The sequence below is a fragment of the Salinicola corii genome, assembly GCF_008298015.1.
Taxonomy (GTDB): domain Bacteria; phylum Pseudomonadota; class Gammaproteobacteria; order Pseudomonadales; family Halomonadaceae; genus Salinicola; species Salinicola corii.
The window spans coordinates 520,688-542,186 of record NZ_VTPX01000001.1; the positions used below are offsets into that span (position 1 = coordinate 520,688).

The following is a 21,499-nucleotide window of genomic DNA, read 5'->3' on the forward strand; positions in this document are numbered from 1 at the left end:
GACTGGAGTAGAGTAACGGCAGCGCTCAACGCGCCATCCGCTCGCCCAGCCGCTGCATGAAGCGATCGCCGGCCTCGAGCTGGTGAATCTCGATGTACTCGTCGGGCTGATGCGCCTGTTCGATGCTGCCAGGGCCGCAGACGACCGTGGCCAGGCCGGCGCGCTGGAACTGGCCGCCCTCGGTGGCGTAGGCGACGCCACCGGTGTCGATGTCGGGGTCGTCGAGACACGCGCGGCAGAGGTCGAGCGCCGGTGCGTTGTCGCGATCGGCCAGCGCCGGCACGGTATCGACCAGTTGCTCGGTGACGATGCTGATCTCCGGTGCACGCTTTTGCAGCTCGGCTTCCAGCGCTTTGGCGTAGCGCTCGAAACGGGTGGAGACCGCCTCGAAATCGTCGCTGGGCAGGTGGCGGATCTCCCAGTCGAACTGGCAGTGGCGAGCCATGATGTTGATCGCGGTGCCGCCCTCGATCAGCCCGACATGCAAGCTCGAGTGCTGGACGTTGAAGACATGTTCCAGCGCGCCCTCGTCGACCAGTTCCTGCATGATCGCCTCGATTTTTGTCACCAGTTTGGCGGCCACGTGGATCGCCGACACACCTTGATTGATCTGGCTGGAATGGGATTCCTTGCCGGTCACCGTGGTGCGCAGGGTGGTAATTCCCTTCTGTGCCACGATCGGTTGCATCGAGGTGGGCTCGCCGATGATCACCGCGCCGGGCAATGGCTCATCCGCCATCAGCCGCTCGATCATTGCCGGCGCGCCGAGACAGCCGATCTCCTCATCAAACGAGAAGGCCAGGTAGATCGGCCGCGCGAGATCCAGCGCCTGCCAGGCGGGCACCTGCGCCAGGGCGCAGGCGAGAAACCCCTTCATGTCGCAGCTGCCGCGACCGTAGAGTCGTCCGTCCTGCTTGTCCGTCAGGGTGAACGGGTCGCTATTCCACGGTTGGCCGTCGACCGGCACCACATCGGTGTGACCGGAAAGTACCACGCCGCCCTCGACCGCCGGGCCGATGCGTGCCAGGAGGTTGGACTTGCTGCCATCGACGTTGGTGATGCGCTGGGCCGGCACGCGGTGAGAGGCGAGATAGCGTTCGACGAAATCGATCAACTCGAGATTCGAGTGCCGGGAGACGGTATCGAAGCCGATCAGGGAGGCCAGCAGGTCGCGGGAAGTGGTCATCGCTTGCTCCGGTCCACCAGTGTGGACCCCGGTTCAGTGGGTGAGGCCACAGAATAGCGGCTATCCTTCCGTAGCAACAAACACCCCCGAACAGGCGTGGCGTCGGATGCCGCGGCGCGCCCTCGGGGGCGAAGCGTTCGATCGTTTCGCTGCTTTCGGCTCAAAAAACGCAGTCTCGACGCCATGGCGCCGAATGATTTACGCGCCTAGTCTGAAAAGCGTTTCTTCCCGAAACTCCAACTCCCCAGGAGATTTTCATGAGCAAGGTGCTGGTGTTGTATTACTCGAGCTACGGTCATATCGAGACCATGGCCAAGGCGGTGGCGGACGGTGCCCAAAGCGTCGGTGGCACCCAGGTCGATATCCGCCGCGTGCCGGAGCTGGTGCCGGATGAAGTGGCGGAAAAATCCGGCTACAAGATGGACCAGGGCGCGCCCTTGATCGAAGGGCCGGATGTGCTGGCCGACTATGACGCCATCATCGTCGGCACGCCAACCCGGTTCGGTAACATGGCCTCCCAGATGCGCAATTTCTGGGACATGACTGGGGGCCCGTGGGCGCAGGGCAAGCTGATCGGCAAGATCGGCAGCGCCTTTGCCTCGACGGCGACGCAGCACGGCGGGCAGGAGACCACGCTCACCTCGATCCACACCACGCTGCTTCACCACGGCATGGTGATCGTGGGCGTCCCCTACAGCTGCCCCGAGCTTTCCAACATGGACGAGATCACCGGCGGTACGCCCTACGGCGCCACCACGCTGGCCAACGCCGACGGCAGTCGCACGCCTAGCGAGAACGAGTTGGCGATCGCGCGATTCCAGGGCAAGCACGTGGCTGAACTGGCGGCTAGACTCGCCGGCTGAAGCCGGTCGGCCACGGCCCTTCGCGGCCGGACCGGCATCCGAGAGCCGCTGATCTCATGAAGATCGGCGGCTTTTTGCTGGGCGGTAGTCGAACTCGTGAAAGTCCGCCGCGAGTCCGGCCCCGGAGAGATCCTGGGCGCAGAGGCCGACGAAGGTACCGGTGAAGCGGATATAGTCCGGATCGTCGTCGCAGAGATGGGAGATGTCGAGCGGCTCGCCGATCGGCTGCCACTCGATACCGTCGCCATCTCGATCCGGATCGCCCTGCGCATCGCCCGGCGCATGGAAGAAACGCAGCCATTCGCGCTCCAGACGCGCCATCAAGCGCACGTCGCCATCGACCAGGGGGAAATCGCTGGTCAGCGGCTCGTCATAGACGCCATGGCGCGAGACGAGGATGCCGAGGCAACGGCCCAGCGTCTCGTCCCGGGTCACCCTCAGGTAGACGTAATCCTGGGTGTCGTAGTAGAGGATCAGCCCCGCCATCTGCTGGAAATGGTCGGGGTGGAAGGACAGTCGCGTCTCCACCTCCACCTCGAGATGGGTCAGGCGCCTGGCCAGCAGGCTCTGTCGGTGGGTCGACTGCATCGACTCGCCGCCCTTGAGCCGCAGGCAGCCCGGGCGCTCGGTCAGCGACAGCCAGGTGTCGTCGAACGGCCTGCGCAGACTCTGCCAGTAGCGGTGGAGGCCGGGGCTCTCGAAGGTATCGCGATCCGGCTCGGCGAGGGGAGCCTGCCAGTGAAGATCCGGGCCGGCCACCCGGTGGCTGGGATAGGGGCCGCCCTCGATGCGGAGCCAGTCGTCCTCGGTCCAGACGCAGCGCTGCAGGGCGGTCTCGCGCCCCAGCATGCAGCGCCCGGCGACGACCGGTCGGGCACAGAGATGGGCGCAGTACCACTCGCCCCCGGCGGCCTCCACCAGGCTGCCGTGGCCGGCCTTCTGCAGCTGGTCGGCGGCATCCGGGTTCGAGGTGAGCACCGGGTTGGTCGGGTCGACCTCGTAGGGCCCCGTCAACTGGCGCGAGCGGGCTACCGTCATGGCATGGCCGTAGCCGGTACCGCCCTCGGCGGTGACCAGGTAGTAGTAGCCGTTTCTTCGATAGAGATGCGGGGCTTCGGTGACGCCCAGGGACGTGCCCCGAAAGATGTTGTGCACGGGCCCGGTGAGTCGCTGGCGTTCGATGTCGTAGCGCTGCAGGGCGATACCGGCGAAGGCGTTACGGCCCTTGCGGAAATCCCAGATCATGTTGAGCAGCCAGCTGCTGCCGTCATCGTCGTGGAACAGCGAGGGGTCGAAGCCGCTACTGTTGAGAGGAACCGGTTCCGACCAGGGCCCCTCGATCCGCTCGGCGCTGACCAGATAGTTGTGGGTGTCCTTGAACGCGCCACGGCGACTCTTGACGTTGGTGTAGATCAGATGGAAGCGGCCATGCGCGTAGCTCAGGCACGGTGCCCACACGCCGCCGGAATCGATGTCGCCGATCATGTCCAGCTGCGAGCGCCGGTCGAGGGGCGACGGCAACTGGCGCCACTGGAGCAGGTCCCGGGAGTGATGGAGCGCGACCCCGGGAAACCATTCGAAGGTCGAGGTGGCGATGTAGTAGTCGTCGTCGACCCGGAGTATCGACGGGTCCGGATGAAAGCCGGGCAGGATGGGGTTGGCAATGGTGGACATTCGATCTCCTGTCGCGACGGGTTTCAGCGTTTGGCGGCGAGGTCGGCGACGATGGCCGGATAGCGCTTGTCGAGGTCGTAGAACAGCATCAGCACGATCATCAGCGCGCAAAGGCCCATCGGCAGATAGACGAACAGCGCCTGGATCGCGAACAGCGCCGTGTCGCTCTGCTCGCCGCCACCGCCGACATAGCCGCCGAAGGCCAGTATCCATCCCAGCAGTGCCGTGCCCAGCCCGCTGCCGATCTTGATGCCCATGCTGCCGCCGCTGTAGACCATGCCTTCGTTGCGAATCCCGGTCTTCCACTCCCCGTACTCGATGGTGTCGCCGAGCAGTGCGAACATGCTGCCGTTGATCGGTGCCTTGCCGAGCCCGCGGATGACGGTGCCGGCGACGATCAGGTAGACGTTGCCGAGGTCGATCAGCATGACGCCATAGCCGACCAGGGTGATCAGTTCGCCGACGATGATCGCGTTGCGCTTGCCGTAGCGCTTGGTGATCGGCGCCACGAACGCCATTCCTGCCAGGATGAAGACGATGTAGGCGGTGGTGATGACGCCCACCAGCCAGGTATCGTCGAGTAGATACTGGGCGTAGTAGACGACGGCCCCGGAATTGAGCGCGTTGAAGACGTAGGTGATCAGGATGAACAGCGTGGCCAGCGCCCAGTAGCGATTCTTGCCGAGCGTACGCAGGCTCTGCTTCAGTGGGACCGGCGTCTGGCGCCGTTTCTCGTCGGCCGGCTGGACGCGTTCGCGGGTGCTCTTGAAGGTGAACAGGAACAGCCCCGTGCCGATGGCGCCGAAGATCGCGAAGGTGACGATCCATCCTCCCTGGCCGCCGCCGAACAGCGTGGCCACCGGCAGCGTCAGGTTGCTGACGAGAAGCACCCCGACCAGCGCCAGGCTCATGCGAAAGACATTGAGCAGCGAGCGCTGATACTGGTCCTGGGTGATCAGCGAGTTGAGCGTGCCGTAGGGCACGTTGAGGCCGGTATAGACCAGGCATACCAGGTTGTAGGTCACCGCGATGTAGACCGTCTGCCAGAACGGAGAGACATCGGGCACCGCGAACAGCAGCACCGCCGAGATCGCGAACGGCACCGCCAGCCACAGCAGCCAGGGCCTGGCCTTGCCGTGTCGCGAGGTGGTCTTGTCGATCACGTAGCCCATGGCGATGTCCGAGACGCCGTCGAACACCCGCGAAAACAGCATGATCGAGCCGATGATGCCGGCGGCGATGCCAATCACATCGGTGTAGTAGTAGACGATGAAGATGCTCATCGCCTGCCAGATGAAATTGCTGGCCAGATCCCCGCAGCCGTAGCCGATCCGCTCCATCAGCGGGACGGCCGCCGCGGGGTCGTGCGCTGACCGTGGGTCTGTCTCTACCGTGCTTGTCTCGATCGCACCTGTGTCGCTCGTCATTGTCACCTCGCTACCGGTGATGGCCGCCGCGGCCGCTGCTCTCGGCGGGACCGCGACGACCATCCCTATCCATGAATTGCCGCCTTACTCGTAGGCCATCTCCTCGAGTTCCTTGCCGTTGGTTTCACGCACGAAGCGGGCGACGAAGATGGCCGAGATCAGCGCGCAGAGGGCATAGAAGCCGTAGGCGCCGGTCAGGCCGATCGACGCCAGCATGATCGGGAAGGTCATGGTGATGGCGAAGTTGGCGAGCCACTGGAACAGGCCGGCGATGGCCAGGCCCGAGCCGCGTACCTGGTTGGGGAACATCTCGCCGAGCATGACCCACATCACCGGGCCCCAGGAGACGTTGAAGAAGAAGACGTAGACGTTGGCAGCGATCAGCGCGAGCACGCCATTGCCCGTGGAGAGCGCCAGCGAACCGTTGACGATGTCGGCGGTGGAGAAGGCGTAGACCAGCATCGCCAGGGTGACGGTCATGCCTACGGAGCCGCCCCACAGCAGCGGCTTGCGCCCGATCCGATCGATCAGGCCGATGGTGACCAGGCAGGCGGCGATGCTGACGGCGCCACTGATGACGTTGATCATCAACGCATCGCTCTCGGAAAAACCGACCGCCTGCCACAGTACCGCGCCGTAGTAGAACACCACGTTGATACCCACCAGCTGCTGGAACACGGCCAGACCGATGCCGATCCAGACCAGCTTCAGCACCTTGCCGGTCTGCGGATTGATCAGGTCCCGCAGGCGCGGCTGGTGACGACTGGAGAGGGAGGCACGGATATCGGCCAGACGCTTGTGGGTACCGGCTTCGTCATAGACCAGGCGAAGGACCCGCTCGGCCTTGTCGTGGTGTCCGGCGCTGACCAGGAAGCGCGGGCTTTCCGGAATGAACATCAGCGCGATCAGGAAGATGACCGCCGGGATCAGTTCCATCCAGAACATGCAGCGCCAGGCCTCGAACCCGAACCACAGCGTTGCGGTGGAGCTACCGGCGACATTGGCCAGGATGTAGTTGTTGAGAAAGGAGAAGAACAGGCCCCCGATGATCGCCACCTGCTGGATCGTTGCCAGCCGGCCGCGCAGGTGGGACGGGGCGATCTCGCTGATATAGGCCGGCGACATGACGCTGGCCGCGCCAACCGCCAGGCCGCCCAGGACACGATAGATCACGAACTCGAGCGATCCGCCGGCGATACCGGAACCCCAGGCACTGATGATGAAGAAGACGGCGGCCACCAGCAGCAGCGTGCGGCGGCCGAACTTGTCCGCCAGGCGACCGGCGAAGAAGGCGCCGACGGCGCAGCCGAGCAGCATCGAGGCGACATTGAATCCAGTGCCGACGCTCTGCGACTGGAAGGCCTGCTGCAGGCCGTCGACGGTGCCGTTGATGACGCCGCTGTCGAAGCCGAACAGGAAGCCGCCGATAGCGGCGACGCAACAGGTGAGCAGAACCACGACAGGGCGTTGTGAAGCAACTTGAGTTGGCATTGTGAAGCTCCGTTGGTGTATCGAGGGCGGCGTCGGCGACTCGCGATCAGAGCCAGCCGGCGTCGACCCAGTAGTTGTGTGCGGTGCAGGCGGCCGCGTCATCCGAGGATAGGAACAGCACCATGGCGGCCACGTGGTGGGGATGGATACGCACCTTGAGCTTCTGCTCGGCGACGATCTGGGCTTCGTCCTCGGGGCCGTACCAGCGGGACTGACGCGGCGTCTTGACATTGCCGGGGATCACGCAGTTGACCCGGATGCCGTCGCTGCCCAGCTCGCTCGCCAGGGCCCGGGTCAGCCCCTCGATGCCGGCCTTGGCGGTTTCGTAGAGCACCATGCCGGGCTGGCCCAGGTGCCAGCTGATCGAGCCCAGGTTGATGATCACGCCCTGTCCACGGCGGCGCATGGCCGGGGCGACCTCGCGTGCGGCCAGCACCAGATGGCGCAGGTTGACCGCCATGCGGTTTTCCCAGTACTCGGGCGTGACGTCCTCGAGTCGATGGCGGTCGTCATTGGCGGCGTTGTTGACCAGCACGTCGATGTCACCGATGCCGGCAAGCGTCGCGATCAACGCCTCGGCATCGGTGAGGTCGCAGCGATGAAAATGGACCCGTTCGCCCAGCTCGTCCGCCAGCGCCTCGGCGTCATCGAGGATATCGATAAAATGAACCTGGGCGCGCTGCGCGGCGAAGGCGCGTACCAGGCCCGCCCCGATGCCGGAACCGCCGCCGGTGACGACGACGCGCTTGCTTTCGAGACTGGGATAGATGGCTGACTGCATGAGGTCTCTCGATGGTTAGTAAATGCTGTTAACTAAGTGTTGCCGCAGCATGCGCGCTTGGCGAACCGGCTGCCATTGGTCATTGGTGTTAAGACTTAGGTCGCGACGAGAGGAGCGCCTTCGGTGGGAATCGGCCGGCTTTGGTATAGTCGCGGCATCCACCGCCACCCGACGTTGCCATCATCCAATGCATAATGCGTTCACGCCGCAGACCTCCGGCGATCTCAACTACCTCAAGAGCCTCAACCGCAGCACGATCCTGAGCACCGTGCGCCGGAGCCCCGGGTTGTCGCGGGCCGACATCGCGCTGCGAACCGGCCTGACCAAGGCCACGGTGGGCAGCGTGGTGCAGGCGCTGGTCGAGCGGGGATGGCTGCGCGAAGGGGAGCTCCACGCGCGCGGCGGGGGGCGGCCGGGGCGGGCGCTCTACCTGGATGGCGAGCGCCACTACATGCTGGGTGCCGAGGTCGGGGTCAAGGGGCTGCGGCTGGTCGCTTGCAATCTGCTTGGCGTCGTCCTGGCAAGCATCCACCAGGAGGAGCCTCCCACCGATCCTGCCACGACCGCGAAGCGGCTGGCGGCGCTGCTGGTACAGCTGCGTCAGGCGCCCGACATCGCGGAACGCCGCTGCCTTGGACTAGGGGTCGCGGTGCCGGGCCCCGTCTCGCCCAGGGCGCCGATCCTCAGCCTGGCGCCCAACCTGGGCTGGGTGGACATCGACTTCCTGGCGCTGCTGCGCGAGCAACCGGACCTGCCGGACGGGGTGTGGCTGCTGGACAACGAGGCGAACGCCGCCGCCTTCGGCGAGTTCTATTTCTTCGAGGGCGTGCCCCCTGAGTCGATCGCCTACATCAGCGCCGGCAGCGGCATTGGCTGTGGCGTGGTCAGCGGCGAGCACTTTCCGCTGGTGCCGCGGGGCCACCAGGGGCTGGTGGGGGAGATCGGGCATACCGTGATACAGCCGGGAGGCGCGCTCTGCCACTGCGGCAATCACGGCTGCGCGGAGACGCTGGTCAGTGGGTGGGCGCTGCGCGAGGCGCTGCACGTCGACATCGATGCCAGTCTCAGCAACGCGGTTCTGGCCCGGGCCGAGGATGGCGAGGTCCAGGCCGTGATGAAGCGAGCCGGCGAAGCGCTCGGCCTGCTGATGCTCAACCTGCATCACACGCTCAACCCGTCGATGCTGATTCTGGGGGGATCGTTGATGAAGCTGGGCGAGAGCCTGACCGGGCCGGCCCTGGCCTACTTCGCCACCCACCAGAACGACCTGCTCCGGCAGTCGCAGACGGTACCCGTCAAGGTGATCGGGGACAGCACCTACGTGGCCGCCAGAGGCGCCGCCGCCCAAGTAATGGCTCGGGCGGCGATCGAGATTTGAGCCAGATCAGAGCAGTCCGATCAGGTAGGCGAAAGCCAGCATCACCAGGCTGAACAGCCACAGCAGGAAGAATGAGTAGCGGATATGGCGGCCCATCTCCGCGCCGGCCAGGCCAAGCGCCAGCCACATGGCGGGAGAGAACGGGCTGATCATCTTGCCGACGTTGTTGCCGATTGTCATGGCGTACACCACGCTGTCGGCGGCGACGCCCTGGGTCGAAGCGACCTGCTCGACCACTGGCAGCAGGGCGAAGTAATAGGCGTCGGTGCTGGTCAGCATGTCCAGCGGCACGCCGAAGACGCCGATCACCAGATGCAGGTAGGGCACCATGGATTGGGGCAGCACCTGGGCCAGGTCGGTGGCGATCGATTCGAGCATGCCGGTACCGGAAAGGATCCCCAGAAAGGCGCCGGCGGCGCTGATGATCGATGCCATCAGCAGGGCACCGGGCGCGTGCGCCTTGATACGCTCCATCTGCTGGCTGGGCTTGGGGTAGTTGGCCAGCAGCACGACACCGAGCGCCAGCATGAACATGTAGGCGGGCGGCATGACGCCGGATGCCAGCACGCCGATGGTGGCGACGGCGATGCCCAGGTTGAGCCAGAACCGTGGCGGCAGCGCCTTGCCGTTCTCGGCATCGGCAACGACGTTGTCCGGCGAGGGTCGATCGTCTTGGGCGGGTAACCGCCGGATCCTTCCCTGTTCGCGCAGGCCGAGGAGAGCGGCGAAGATCATCAGGATGGCGAAGCCAGCGATCTGCACCGGCAGCATGGCGCGCCACAACTCGGTGGGACTGATGCCGGTAACGGCGGCGGCGCGTCCGATCGGACCCGCCCACGGGACGAGATTCATGATGCCGATGCTCGCCGAGACGATCAGCAGCAGCAGGTAAGGACTCATTCGCAGGCGCTGATAGAGCGGTAGCAGCGCGGGTATGGAGATCAGGAACGTGGAAGCGCCGGAACCATCTAGATGGGCGATGGTGCCGATCACGCCGGTACCCATGGCGACGGCGATCACGTTGCCGCGAGTGAGCGCCACCACGCGGTTGATCAAGGGGTCGAACAGGCCGACATCCTGGAGCACGCCGAAGAAGAGGATGGCGAAGATGAACATCACCGCCACATTGGCGACATCCTGTAATCCCGACTCGAAGAACCCGGCAATGTCCGTCGGCCCGAAACCGGCCAGAAGGGCGCCGATCAACGGGACCATCGACAGCGCAATGATCGGTGTGACGCGTTCGGTAAGCAGTAACGCCACAATGGCGATGATGATGCCAAGGCCAATGATCGTGAGCAAAAAACACCTCCGCAAGATGGCATGCGTCACCGGAAACGGTTCGGCATGAAATGACGATGCGGCGGGATAGTAGGCAGAGCCTTTTCTTCGAGGCAATTCTTACATAAACGTAAACATTACTGATTTGTAAGGATTTTGTGGTCTGAGGTGGATGCTGAGGTGGTGTGGATTATTGGCGCTCGTCGTTGTAATTCCTGATGAATTCATCGGTTGGTGACGCTCTCGAGATGACATGAACCTTTCCAATCGGAAAGGTTCATGCCATCGATGCGGCATTGATTTATAGACCAAAGTCTAATCTCGAGGCGGCCTGCCGATGTCGCTCAATGGAAGACATTCAAACGCGTCGAATCACGAGCTGGCTGGCGCCGTTGCCACTGGGCTCGACCCGTATCTGTAGCGGGATTCGCTCGTGCATTTCCTGAACGTGGGAGATCACGCCGACACGCCGCCCCTGGGCCTGCAGACCGTCGAGCGCGTCCATGGCCAGTGCCAGTGACTGGGGATCGAGACTGCCGAACCCTTCGTCGATGAACAGTGATTCGATCGCCAATTGATGCGACGCCATCGAGGCCAGCCCCAGCGCCAGCGCCAGCGACACCAGGAAGGTCTCGCCGCCGGAGAGCGAGTGCACCGAGCGCCGCTCGTCGGCCATGTCGCCATCGATCACCAGGATGCCGAGTTCGCTGCCGCCGCGAGTGAGGCGGTAGCGCGGCGTCAGGGCGTGCAAGTGCTGGTTGGCGTGGGTCAGCAGGTGGTCGAGATTGTAGGCCTGGGCGATTCGGCGGAAACGCTTGCCATCGGCGCTGCCGATGAGGCCGTTGAGGCGCTCCCAGCGATCGACCTCGCGCTGGGCCGACTCGCGCGCCCGGGCACCCTCGCGCTGGGCCAGGCGACGGCGGTCGTCTTCGCGCAGGCGGTGCTGAGAGGCATCTCGGGTTTCCTGGCGTTCGTCGCGCTGGCGGATCAACGCCTGCGCGGTCTCGCGTTGGGTGGTCAGACGCACCGATAGCGCATGGGTGTTCGTCTCGTCGAGCAACTGCGCCGTGTCCGCTGCTGGCAGCAACCGACGGCGCTGGTCTCGTAGCGCCTCCCGACGCTCCTCGCGCTTGATGCTCGCGGCGTTTCGCTCGCGCTCCTGCTGCGCCAGGGCATCGCGAAGCTGGCGGTGGTCGTCTGCGCTGACACCCAGCAAGCTATCGATGCGTTCATCGTCGAGCTTCGGCCGCGCCGCGCGCCAGGCCTGCCAGGCGCCATCGAGAGCCTCGAATTCCATCTGTGCTTCGGTCTGGCGCTGCTCAAGGTCCGCCACGCGTTGGGTCGACTGCGTGTGCGTCTGAGTCAGGTTCTGCCAACGTGTCTGGCACGTTTCCAGAGCCGCCTCCGCATGCTCTCGGTGCTGCTCCAGAGTGGCTTGCCAGTCGCTGACCGAAGCATGGTGACCCAATCGAGCCGACAGTTGCCGCGAGATATCGTCGCGGGCCTGCCGAAGCGCGGGCAGTGAGGTCTCCAGCGCTTGCTGGCGTTCATGGCTCAACGATCGACGCTCCTCGAGCCGGCCGAGTTCCAGCGAGAGCTGCTGCCATTCGGCTTCCAGCGGCTGGAGGGCGCGTTCGGCCTCGTCGAGCGCACTGAGCTGATCGCTGGCCTCGCGCCATTGCCGGGTGAATTGTTGCTGGCGTGACTCGAGCCAGTGAGCGGCGTTCCCGCTCTGGCGTAGGGCGGATGCGGCACTGTGGGCATCGATGACCTGCTCGGCATGCTCGAGCTGGCGCGTCACGGTCTCGAGATGGCTTTCTCGCTCCTGTAGGCCCTGGCGGCAGGCGCGGTAGTCTGCGCTGCACTGGTGATAGACCTGATGAGCGTTCTCGACTTTGCGGCGTTGATCGGCGAGCTGCACCTGCTCCTGGCGCTCGATCGCCTCGATCAGCGTGGCGTCGGGTCGAGATGGCGGCGAATGGCGGTATGGGTGATCGGTGCCGCCGCAAACCGGGCAGGGCTGGTCATCGCTCAACTGCTGGCGCAGTCGATCGACCGCGTCGCTGCGCGCGGCGCTGGCACCCTCTATCTGCTGGCGGACCGCGGTCTCCTCGGCCTCGGCTGCGGTGAGCTGCACCTTCGCGCGCTTGCCCTGGGTTTCCAGATCCGCCAGTCGCTGGCGTTCGCTTTGGAGTTGGTGCTGCGTGGTGCTGCGCTCCTGGCGCAGGCGCTCACCCTCGCGCCAGTCCTGCTGAAGGGTCTGAAGGGCCTGCAGATCGCGCTGGGCTTGATCGCGCCGATCGTTCAGGGCGCTGCGGGTGTCATGAGCGATCTGGCGTGAATCCACGCCTTCGCGCTTGCCGAGAAGGCCAACGAGCGTCGCACGCTGTCGCTGCAGCCGCTGTTCAAGCGGCTGGCGGGACGCCACCAGTTGCCGGTGGCGTTCGTCGTCGGCCTTGCTCGTCTCGGCAAGCTGGCGGTGTTCCTGTTGCTGCTGCTCCAGCCGTTGTTGCTGGTGTTCGAGATCGGCCGCCAGTCGGCGGGCCTGTTCCAGTTCAGGCTGCGCGGCCTGATAGGCGTTTCTCGCCTGCTCACGCGCTTCTCGTGCCGCGCTCAATTGCGGCTCGAGCGTGCGTCGTTCGGTGTCGCACGCTTCCAACTGGCGTCGTTCGTCTTCCAGTGTCTGCCGGTGGGCGGTCAGCGACCGTTCCAGCGCCTGACGACGTTCGGCACGCTCGCGCCAGGGTGCCAGGTCGTCGAGTTGCGCCAGTCGTTCACGCTGCGGCTGGCTCTGCTGCCAAGCCTGTTCGACCCGCTGCCATTGCGCATCGGCCTGCTGCCACGCCTGATGAAGCTGGGCATCGCGTTCGAGTTCGACGGCCTGGGCCTGATGGCGGTTCAACTCTGCCTGCAGTTCGGCCAGCGCCTGCTCCTCGATCTGGGCTTGGCGTTCGAGTTCAGCGCGAGTCTCGGCATCCACCGGGAGGGAATCGGCCAGCCGCGCGTCGATCGCCTCGAGCGCGGCTTTGGCATCACGCACGCGTTGATAGGCGGCCTTGGATATCTCGGAGTAGTGCTGGGTGTCGGTGAGACGCTCGAGCAGCTCGCTGCGCTCGTTGTCATCGGCCTTGAGGAAGGCGGCGAATTCGCTCTGGGCCAGCAGCACGGCGCGAGTGAACTGGTCAAACTTGAGTCCCAGCCGCTCGGGCAGCAGCTTCTCGAACTCCCGGGTCTGGGCGGTCAGCAACTGGTTGGCGTCCAGGTCGGTCAACGACTGCTCGGCTTTCTGCAGGCTGCCGTCGACCTTGTCGCGGGCGCGGCGCACCGACCAGCGAGCGCGGTAGCGACGGCCATCGCGGCCGACGAAATCGACCTCGGCGAAGCCGCCGGAACAGCCGCGGCGCAGCAGGGTACGGGCGTCGGCGGTGGTCAGCGTGTCGGCGTTGACGTCGGCGATCTGGGAATCCCGCCGTGGCGCCTGGCGCAGGCGCGGCGTGCTGCCGTAGAGCGCCAGGCAGAGTGCGTCGAGCAGGGTGCTCTTGCCGGCGCCGGTGGGGCCGGTGATGGCGAACAGTCCCTGATCGGCCAGCGGCGAGGCAGTGAAGTCGATCTCGTGGTGACCGGCCAGAGAGGCGAGGTTTTCCAGTCGAATGGCGAGAATCTTCATACCTCGGCCTCGCTGTCCTGAACCTGTTGCAGCAGGCTGGCGAAATCGGCCAGCACGTCTTCCGGTGGCGGGTTGCCGTAACGGCTCTGCCAGGTCCGCGTGAAAATCTCCTGCGGTGTCAGGCTGTCGAGGTCGACGTTGGCGTTCACGTCCTCCTGCGAGCTGGCATTGGGATAGCGGCTGTGAATGCGCAGCAGGCGCAGAGGTTTGCCCGCCATCGCCGCCTCGATGCGCGCGCGCAGATCGGGGCGCGGTGCGTCGAGATCGACCCGGATCTCCAGCCACGGCCAGCGTTCCCGGGGCAGCTCGGCATCGGCTTCCAGTGCCTCGAGCTCCCGTTCGATCTCCTCGAGGCTGCCTGGCCCCACGCGCTGTAGTGCCACATGACGCGGAATCGGCAGCGTCTCGATCTCACCCAGCGTGTCACCGTCGAGGGTGACCTCGAGCACCTGGTGCGGATAGTGACTCTCGCTGAAATCGAGCGGCAGCGGCGAGCCGCTGTAGCGAATCCGGGCTTCGCCGACCTGCTGCGGCCGGTGCAGATGACCGAGCGCGACGTAGGCAATCGATTCGGGAAACAGCGTCGCCGGCACCGACTCCTCGCCACCGATGACGATGGGTCGCTCGCTCGCTTCGGAAACGGCGGCGCCCTGCAGATGGGCGTGGCTCATCGCCACCAGGGCCTGTCCCGGCTGGCGGTGCGCTTCGGCCGCGGCGATCAGCTCCTGATGAACCCGAGCGATACCATCGCGATAGTCGTCGATTTCACCACCGGTCACCTCAGCGGGGCGCAGAAAGGGTAGCGCCAGACACCACCCCTTGAGCGTACCCTTGGCGTCATGCAGCGGAACCAGCAGGCGGTCGCTGTCGAGACGGCCATCATCGAGCCAGTGCACCCGCCCCAGGGCATGGGTCTTGAGGCTCTTCATCAGCGGCGCGGGCAGCTCGATGCGCGAACCGCTGTCGTGGTTGCCGGCGATCATCACGATCTCCAGCGCCGGTAGCGCGGCGTGGGCGGCGACGATGAAGTCGTAGAGCAGCTCCTGGGCGCGCAGCGAGGGATTGACCACATCGAAGATGTCACCGGCGATCAGCAGCGCATCGGACTGGCGCTCGACGAGCGTCGCCAGCAGCCAGTCGAGAAAGGCGCGATGCTCGACATGGCGCTCCTGGCCATGGAAGGACTGGCCCAGATGCCAGTCGGCGGTGTGGAGGAGTTTCATGGCGTGGCGCCCTGTGACATCTGAGGAGACGAAGCGGTACAAGCGTGGCCAAGTGTAACGCGACGTCGCGTCGATTGAAGGGGAATCGCGAGTGGAGGTCGACACTTTCCGCGGCTAGGCTGGTGTCCTCAACCTGGACGACGGGAGGCGCGGGATGGCGCTACACGAATGGAATCTGACGCCCGAGGCGGCGATCGCGCTGCAGAAGCAGCTGGCGCCGAGAATCATGCGCGAGAATGCGCTGGGAGAGGTCGGCCTGATCGCGGGGATGGATATCGGCTTCGAAGATGGCGGGGAGACCACCTGCGCGGCGCTGGTGCTGCTCGAGTGGCCGTCGCTCGCGCTGGTGGAGCAGGTGGTGCATCGCGAACCGACGCGCATGCCCTACGTGCCGGGGCTTTTGTCGTTTCGCGAGATTCCGGCGGCGCTGGGGGCGTTCGAGCAGCTTTCCCAGCGCCCGGACCTGATCATGGTCGACGGCCAGGGCATCGCCCATCCGCGTCGTCTGGGAATCGCCTCGCATCTGGGGCTGTGGCTCGACCTGCCGACCATCGGCGTCGGCAAGAGCCGCTTGTGCGGCCAGTTCGGCGAGGTACCGTCGGTCAAGGGCGAGTGGACGCCGCTGACCGACCGGCGCCGAGAACAGGACCCGAGCGATGTCACCGTCGACGAGCGCGGACGCGTCACCATCGGCGCGGTGCTGCGCTCGCGGGTGGGGGTGAAGCCGCTGTTCGTGTCGCCGGGGCACCGGATGTCGCTGGACAGTGCCGTGGAGTGGGTGGTGCGCTGCCTGGACAAGACCAAGCTGCCGGAGCCGACCCGGCTGGCGGATCGGCTGGCGTCGAGAAAGGGCGAAGTGGCGGTCAGCGGGCAGCTGTCGCTGTAGCGTGCTCGCCGTTCAGGATTCCTCGAGGCGCTTCAGGCCGTCGAACAGTGCCTCGTGAAATCGCTCGGGCTGCTGAATATGCGGTGAGTGGCCCAGGTCGGGGAATTCGACCAGCTCGGCGTCGGGGATACGTTCGGCGGCGCGTTCGCCCAGCACGTCGTAGTGGCCCAGGGTTTTTTTGACCTCGTCGGAGGCGAGCCCCTTGCCGATCGCCGTGTTGTCCTTCTCCCCGATCAGCAGCAGCGTCGGCACCTGGATCTCGTCGACTTCATGGATTACCGGCTGGGTGAAGACCATGTCCGAGGTGAGGGCCTGATCCCAGGCGACGAGACCCCCTTCCGGCCCCGCGTACATACCGGCCAGCATGTCGACCCAGCGGTCGTAGCGCGGCTCCCATTCGCCGACGTAGTAGGTCGACTGCTGATACTGGCGGATCCCCTCGGCGTCTTTCTTCCGCTCGCTGGCATAGGCCTCGTCGATCGGCTGGTAAGGCACGCCCATGGCCTTCCAGTCCTCGAGGCCGATCGGGTTGACCAATACCAGTTTCTCGGTCTGCTCGGGGTACATCAGCGCGTAGCGGCTCGCCAGCATGCCGCCCATGGAGTGGCCCATGATCGTGACATCTTCGAGATCGAGGCTTTCGAGCAGGGCATGCGTGTTGGCCGCGAGCTGGTGGAAGCTGAACTGGTACGCTTCGGGCTTGCTCGACTTGCAGAAACCGATCTGATCCGGCGCGATCACGCGGTAGCCTGCTGCGTTGAGACGCTCGATGGAGTCTTCCCAGGTCGCGGCGCAGAAGTTCTTGCCGTGGAGCAGCACGATGGTGTGGCCATTGGGCTCGTCGGCGGGAACGTCGAGATAGGCCATCTGCACCTCCTGACGCTGGGAGCTGAAGCGAAAGCGTTCCACCGGATAGGGGTAGTCGAAACCCTCGAGTTCGGCGCCGTAGCTGGGCGTGACTTCACGATCTCGCGGCGACGCCTCGGCTTCCTGGGCCTCGGCGCTCACCGATACGCCAGCCAGCGTGGTGCCAAGGGCGAGGCTCAAGGCCGGTAGCCAATGGCGGTAGGGAGAGGCCGGGGTCGCTGACATCGCTTGCATGCATCGCTCCTGATGGGGCTGCGTGGGAAAGTGCTGGGAGGGAAAGTGCGTTGATACGGTTTTAGACGACGGCGTCGCCGATAGTTCAAACGATATCCAGCGACACCGGCTCCCTGGGCGCCGGGAAGGTGTCGTCGAGCCGGGTGAGGTCGTCATCGTCGAGCTCGATATTCAAAGCTTCGGCATTGGCCTCGACGTGCGCCAGGGTCGACGCCTTGGGAATGGCGACGACCGATCTCGGTCCCTCGCGGTGGCCGCCGACAGGGCGAATGGTCCAGGCCAGCAGGATCTGTGCGGCGCTGGCGCCATGCTTGTCGGCTATCTCGTTGACCACCGTGGAGGAGAGCAGCTTGGCGCGCAGTCGACCGCCCTGGGCAAGGGGGCAGTAGGCCATCACCGGGATATGGTGATCCTGCATCCATGGGAGGACGTCGACCTCGATGCCGCGGGAACCGAGGTGATAGAGCACCTGGTTGGTCGCGCAATCGGCGGCGGCCGGCAGCGCATCCATGGCTCTGAGGTTGCCGGCATCGAAGTTGGAGACGCCAAACCGGCGTATCTTGCCCTGATCACGCAGTCGCTCGAACGCCTCGAACGTCTCTTCCAGGGGAATGCTGCCGGGCCAGTGCAGCAGATAGAGATCGAGCGTCTCGATCCCCAACCGTTCGAGGCTGCCTTCGCAGGCGGCGATGGCGCTGTCCCGGCCGGCGTTCCAGGGGTAGACCTTGGAGACCACGAAGGCGTCGTCGCGACGATCGCGTATCGCTTCGCCGACGACCTCCTCGGCACCGCCGTCGCCGTACATCTCGGCCGTATCGATCAATGTCAGGCCCAGGTCCAGGCCGTGCCGCAACGCCGCCACCTCCTGCTCGCGCGGCACCAGATTCTCGCCCATGTACCAGGTTCCCTGGCCGATGGCCGGCAAGGTTATCGATGGGGCGTTCCGGTATTCGCGCAATTCGATCCGTGGTATCTGCCGTGGCATGTAAAACTCCCTGTCGGTTGAGGCCTTACTGTTATGCTGGTCGCCACTCGCGAGTTTCGCAAACCACGTCGTTGGCAAATCGTGTTCGTCGGCAACCGTGTAACGTTGCTCGACCGATGTGCCCCGTCCGTTGGTTTCCCGTGAACCGCTTCGCGGTGCGGGTGAACGTCTCGCGGCCATCGTCTACCGGTTTCAGGAGAACCACCATCGAACCGTCTTCGCTCAGTCGGACCCGGGCCTGGGTCGAATCCTTCGTCGTTGCCCACGACATCTGCCCCTTTGCCGGGCGCGAAGTGCGTCGTGGTGCCATTCGCTACGCCGTGGCCGAGGCCAGTGACCTGGAAGGGCTGCTCCACGAGTTGGTGGGCGAGTGCCGGCATCTCGATGCGAATGCTGACATCGCCACCACACTGCTGATCGTGCCGGTGAGTATGGACGATTTCGACGACTACCTGGACTGGCTCGAGCTGGCCGAGCGGCTGATGGAAGACCTGGGGTACGGTGGCATCTATCAGTTGGCCAGCTTCCACCCGGACTATCTCTTCGACGGCGTCGAGGCGACCGACCCCGCCAACGCGACCAACCGTTCGCCCTATCCGATGCTACACATCCTGCGGGAAGCCGAGCTCGAGCGGGCGATCGCGCACCATACCGACCCCGAGGGCATTCCCGAGCGTAACATGACGCTGTTGCGAGCCCCGGGATCGCGGGCCCTGGCCAGATCCCGACAGTTGCTGGATCGAACGTCCGACGGGCCCGGTGAATAGGCTATGCTGATAGGTGGCGCTGGTGTCGTCCGATATCGCGCTCAACGTTTTTCAATCGTTTCGTCTTTGAATCGTTCCTTCCGGAGAGATCATCATGCAGAGCGTGACGCGAGGCGGCGTGGCCGTCGAGGTTGGCGGTAATTTCCCCGCCGTTGGCGATAGAGCCCCGGCCTTTACCCTGACCAATGCCGAGCTCGAGGAGGTGCCGCTGGCGGACTTCTCCGGCCGACGCAAGGTGCTCAACATCATCCCCAGCGTCGACACCAGGACCTGTGCGATGTCCACGCGCAAGTTCAACGAGTATGCCAGCGGGCTCGACAATACCGTCGTGCTGGTGGTGTCGGCGGACCTGCCGTTTGCGCAGAGCCGGTTCTGCGGTGCCGAAGGGTTGGATCGCGTCGTCACGCTCTCCAGTTTCCGCCACCCCGAGTTCCGCGAGCGCTACGGTGTCGCGCTGCAGAGCGGCTCCATGGCCGGACTGTGCGCCCGCGCGGTGATCGTGCTGGATGAGCAGGACACCATCGTACACACCGAGCTGGTCAGCGAGATCAAGAACGAACCCGACTACGATGCAGCGCTGGCGGCCCTCGAGGCGTGAGGATGGAGATGGCAGGGGGGCAGAGATGGCGGGAGGGATGACCTCCGAGCCATGTGGTCTACACTGATTCTCGCCCATCCACCGCGATGGTCGATTGCATCGAAACGTCACATCAAACCAGAAGGAGCTGACGATGACGATCAAGAAATCCGGATCCGCCGAATGGAAGGGTAGCCTCAAGAAGGGCAAGGGCGTCGTTTCCACCGAGAGTGGCGCCCTCGAGCAGAACCCCTACGGTTTCAATACCCGTTTCGAAGGCCAGCCGGGCACCAATCCCGAAGAGCTGATTGCCTCCGCTCATGCCAGCTGTTTCTCGATGGCGCTGTCGATGATGCTGGGCGAGGAGGGCATCGAGCCCGACAGCATCAAGACCGACGCCACCGTCATCATGGAGCAGGACGACAGCGGCTTCACCATCACCGAAGTCCAACTCAAGACCGTGGCCAAGATTCCGGGAGCCGACCAGGCGACCTTCGACAGCGCCGCCCAGAAGGCCAAGGAAGGGTGCCCGATCTCCAAGTTGCTGAATGCCAGGATCTCGCTGGACGCCAAGCTGGAAAGCTGAACCTTTGGCGACGGGAAGGACCGGCCCTCGAGGCCGGTTTTTTTGTGCCCGGTTGGCCTGCATCCTGGCCTCACCGCTGCGTGAACCGCGCTGACGGAACTTGCAAAGTCTGGTAATGTCGTGACCCCCTTCATGCGCCGGGCGGCATCCTCTGTCGAGCATCCGTGACGCAAGTTGGCTACTGGACACCTGCACGTTTCAACGCCTCAGAAAAAGAACACGGCTATGGCTAACGCACCTCAATACGATGCGGCTCCGTCGCGTCCGCTGTCACGCGGTGACATCAAGATCCTGTCGCTATCCGCTCTGGGTGGCGCGCTGGAATTCTACGACTTCATCATCTTCGTCTACTTCGCCACGGTGATCGGGCACCTGTTCTTCCCGCCGGACATGCCGGAGTGGCTGCGAATGGTCCAGACCTACGGCATCTTCGCCGCCGGCTATCTGGCACGCCCGCTGGGCGGCATCATCATGGCGCACTTCGGCGACCTGCTGGGTCGCAAGCGCATGTTCACGCTGTCGATCTTCCTGATGTCCGTGCCGACGCTGCTGATCGGCTGCCTGCCGACCTACGAGACCATCGGCTACCTGGCGCCACTGCTGCTGGTGCTGATGCGGATCCTGCAGGGTGCGGCGGTCGGCGGCGAGGTTCCCGGTGCCTGGGTGTTCGTGACCGAACACGTCTCGCGCAAGGACGTAGGGCTGGCCTGTGGTACGCTGGCTTCCGGACTGGTGGCCGGCATCCTGATCGGGTCGGTGATCTCGGCGTTCCTGAAGTCGTACTACACGCCGGAGGAGATGAACGCCTACGGCTGGCGGGTGCCGTTCCTGATCGGTGGCGTCTTCGGCTTCCTGGCGGTCTATCTGCGCCGTTATCTGGAAGAGACGCCGGTGTTCGCCGAGATGCGTGCCAAGAAAGCGCTCTCCGACGGTCTGCCGGTCAAGCGCGTGCTCAGCCGCCACCTGGACAGCGTGGTGCTGTCGATGGCGGTGACCTGGATTCTCACCGGCGCGGTGGTGGTGGTGGTGCTGATGACGCCGAGTCTGCTGCAGACGCTCTACGGCATCGATGCCTCGCTGGCCAATGTCTGGGCCATCGTCTGTGTGATCATCGGCTGCGTGGTCTCGGGCTGGTGCTGCGATCGCCTCGGCAGCGGGATCACGATCATCGCCTGGAGCCTGCTGCTGGGCGTCGGCTACTGGGTGATGATGCACACGGTGCCGACCAGCCCCGATCAACTGACACCGCTCTACTGCCTGGCCGGTTTCGGCGTCGGCATCGTCGGCGTGGTACCCACCATTGCGGTCAAGTCGTTTCCGGCAGCGGTGCGGTTCTCGGGACTCTCTTTTTCCTACAACGTCGCCTACGCGATCTTCGGTGGTTTTACCCCGGTAGTGGTGTCGACGTTGATGGCCAGTCATCCCGCCGCGCCGGCCTACTACATCGCCGCGCTGGCGGCGCTCGGCGTGGTGATCGGTCTGTTCCTGCTACGCGCGCCAAGCGGGCAGCGACTGGCATTGATGCAGCACTGACCTTTCCGTGCCAGGCCCCGGGCCGCATCGGCGCGGCGCTTGGCGGCCTGATCCCTTAGTGATCGTGGCGACGTCCACGGGCGTCGTTTGCCT

Annotated in this window: 17 protein-coding genes; 7 read left to right on the forward strand and 10 right to left on the reverse strand. The window is 64.9% G+C overall.

Translation table 11 applies throughout. The annotated features are described in order from the left end of the window. Nucleotides 1-25 precede the first annotated feature (25 nt). Complete coding sequence (gene argE, locus F0A16_RS02420) at nucleotides 26-1,186, reverse strand: acetylornithine deacetylase (RefSeq protein ID WP_149433787.1); 1,161 nt, start codon at nucleotides 1,184-1,186, stop codon at nucleotides 26-28. Between the two features lie 257 nt (nucleotides 1,187-1,443). Between argE and wrbA the strand changes: the two genes are divergently transcribed. Next, the gene (gene wrbA, locus F0A16_RS02425; protein WP_149433788.1) at nucleotides 1,444-2,049 is read left to right on the forward strand and encodes an NAD(P)H:quinone oxidoreductase; all 606 of its coding nucleotides are present in this window, start codon (nucleotides 1,444-1,446) and stop codon (nucleotides 2,047-2,049) included. Between the two features lie 54 nt (nucleotides 2,050-2,103). Here wrbA and F0A16_RS02430 read toward each other — a convergent pair whose 3' ends face one another. The 4 genes from F0A16_RS02430 to xylB all read right to left on the reverse strand — a co-directional run bounded on the left by F0A16_RS02430 (nucleotide 2,104) and on the right by xylB (nucleotide 7,422). Then, nucleotides 2,104-3,723, reverse strand: a complete 1,620-nt coding sequence (locus tag F0A16_RS02430; protein ID WP_149433789.1) for a glycoside hydrolase family 43 protein — start codon at nucleotides 3,721-3,723, stop codon at nucleotides 2,104-2,106. Between the two features lie 23 nt (nucleotides 3,724-3,746). After that, complete coding sequence (locus tag F0A16_RS02435; RefSeq protein ID WP_149433790.1) at nucleotides 3,747-5,150, reverse strand: MFS transporter; 1,404 nt, start codon at nucleotides 5,148-5,150, stop codon at nucleotides 3,747-3,749. A gap of 84 nt (nucleotides 5,151-5,234) precedes the next feature. Next, nucleotides 5,235-6,641 carry a sugar porter family MFS transporter gene (locus tag F0A16_RS02440; RefSeq protein ID WP_149433791.1) on the reverse strand — a complete coding sequence of 469 codons (1,407 nt, stop codon included), beginning with the start codon at nucleotides 6,639-6,641 and terminating at the stop codon, nucleotides 5,235-5,237. A 46-nt stretch (nucleotides 6,642-6,687) separates the two neighbouring features. Further along, nucleotides 6,688-7,422: a D-xylose 1-dehydrogenase gene (gene xylB / locus F0A16_RS02445; RefSeq protein ID WP_149433792.1), complete on the reverse strand. Its 735-nt coding sequence runs from the start codon at nucleotides 7,420-7,422 to the stop codon at nucleotides 6,688-6,690. A 187-nt stretch (nucleotides 7,423-7,609) separates the two neighbouring features. Between xylB and F0A16_RS02450 the strand changes: the two genes are divergently transcribed. After that, entirely contained in the window at nucleotides 7,610-8,800 is a 1,191-nt protein-coding gene (locus F0A16_RS02450) for an ROK family transcriptional regulator (protein ID WP_149433793.1), read from the forward strand. Nucleotides 8,801-8,806: 6 nt separating this feature from the next. On the opposite strand, the gene F0A16_RS02455 is transcribed toward F0A16_RS02450, so the two are convergent. The 3 genes from F0A16_RS02455 to F0A16_RS02465 form a co-directional block, all read right to left on the reverse strand. After that, entirely contained in the window at nucleotides 8,807-10,102 is a 1,296-nt protein-coding gene (locus F0A16_RS02455) for a CitMHS family transporter (protein ID WP_149433794.1), read from the reverse strand. Between the two features lie 337 nt (nucleotides 10,103-10,439). Then, nucleotides 10,440-13,748: an AAA family ATPase gene (locus F0A16_RS02460; RefSeq protein WP_149433795.1), complete on the reverse strand. Its 3,309-nt coding sequence runs from the start codon at nucleotides 13,746-13,748 to the stop codon at nucleotides 10,440-10,442. Beyond that, entirely contained in the window at nucleotides 13,745-14,971 is a 1,227-nt protein-coding gene (locus F0A16_RS02465) for an exonuclease SbcCD subunit D C-terminal domain-containing protein (protein WP_149433796.1), read from the reverse strand. Before F0A16_RS02465 ends, F0A16_RS02460 begins: the two co-directional genes overlap by 4 nt. 154 nt (nucleotides 14,972-15,125) lie before the next feature. Between F0A16_RS02465 and nfi the strand changes: the two genes are divergently transcribed. Then, nucleotides 15,126-15,857 (forward strand): deoxyribonuclease V, encoded by a 732-nt coding sequence (gene nfi / locus F0A16_RS02470; protein ID WP_149433797.1) that lies wholly within the window; start codon nucleotides 15,126-15,128, stop codon nucleotides 15,855-15,857. A 12-nt stretch (nucleotides 15,858-15,869) separates the two neighbouring features. Here the strand turns inward: nfi and F0A16_RS02475 are convergent, their stop codons facing one another. After that, nucleotides 15,870-16,958 (reverse strand): alpha/beta fold hydrolase, encoded by a 1,089-nt coding sequence (locus F0A16_RS02475; protein WP_239023679.1) that lies wholly within the window; start codon nucleotides 16,956-16,958, stop codon nucleotides 15,870-15,872. 85 nt (nucleotides 16,959-17,043) lie between these two features. Continuing rightward, the gene (locus F0A16_RS02480) at nucleotides 17,044-17,943 is read right to left on the reverse strand and encodes an aldo/keto reductase (protein ID WP_149433798.1); all 900 of its coding nucleotides are present in this window, start codon (nucleotides 17,941-17,943) and stop codon (nucleotides 17,044-17,046) included. 140 nt (nucleotides 17,944-18,083) lie between these two features. Here F0A16_RS02480 and F0A16_RS02485 point away from each other — a divergent pair, with 140 nt between their 5' ends. The 4 genes from F0A16_RS02485 to F0A16_RS02500 all read left to right on the forward strand — a co-directional run bounded on the left by F0A16_RS02485 (nucleotide 18,084) and on the right by F0A16_RS02500 (nucleotide 21,406). Continuing rightward, nucleotides 18,084-18,710, forward strand: coding sequence for a DUF1415 domain-containing protein (locus tag F0A16_RS02485; protein ID WP_239023680.1), 627 nt, complete (start codon nucleotides 18,084-18,086; stop codon nucleotides 18,708-18,710). A 94-nt stretch (nucleotides 18,711-18,804) separates the two neighbouring features. Continuing rightward, a complete protein-coding gene (gene tpx, locus F0A16_RS02490) occupies nucleotides 18,805-19,308 on the forward strand; it encodes a thiol peroxidase (protein WP_149433800.1) in 504 nt (167 codons plus the stop codon). Between the two features lie 133 nt (nucleotides 19,309-19,441). Next, complete coding sequence (locus F0A16_RS02495; RefSeq protein ID WP_149433801.1) at nucleotides 19,442-19,873, forward strand: OsmC family protein; 432 nt, start codon at nucleotides 19,442-19,444, stop codon at nucleotides 19,871-19,873. A gap of 225 nt (nucleotides 19,874-20,098) precedes the next feature. After that, nucleotides 20,099-21,406 carry an MFS transporter gene (locus tag F0A16_RS02500; protein ID WP_149433802.1) on the forward strand — a complete coding sequence of 436 codons (1,308 nt, stop codon included), beginning with the start codon at nucleotides 20,099-20,101 and terminating at the stop codon, nucleotides 21,404-21,406. Nucleotides 21,407-21,499 lie beyond the last annotated feature (93 nt).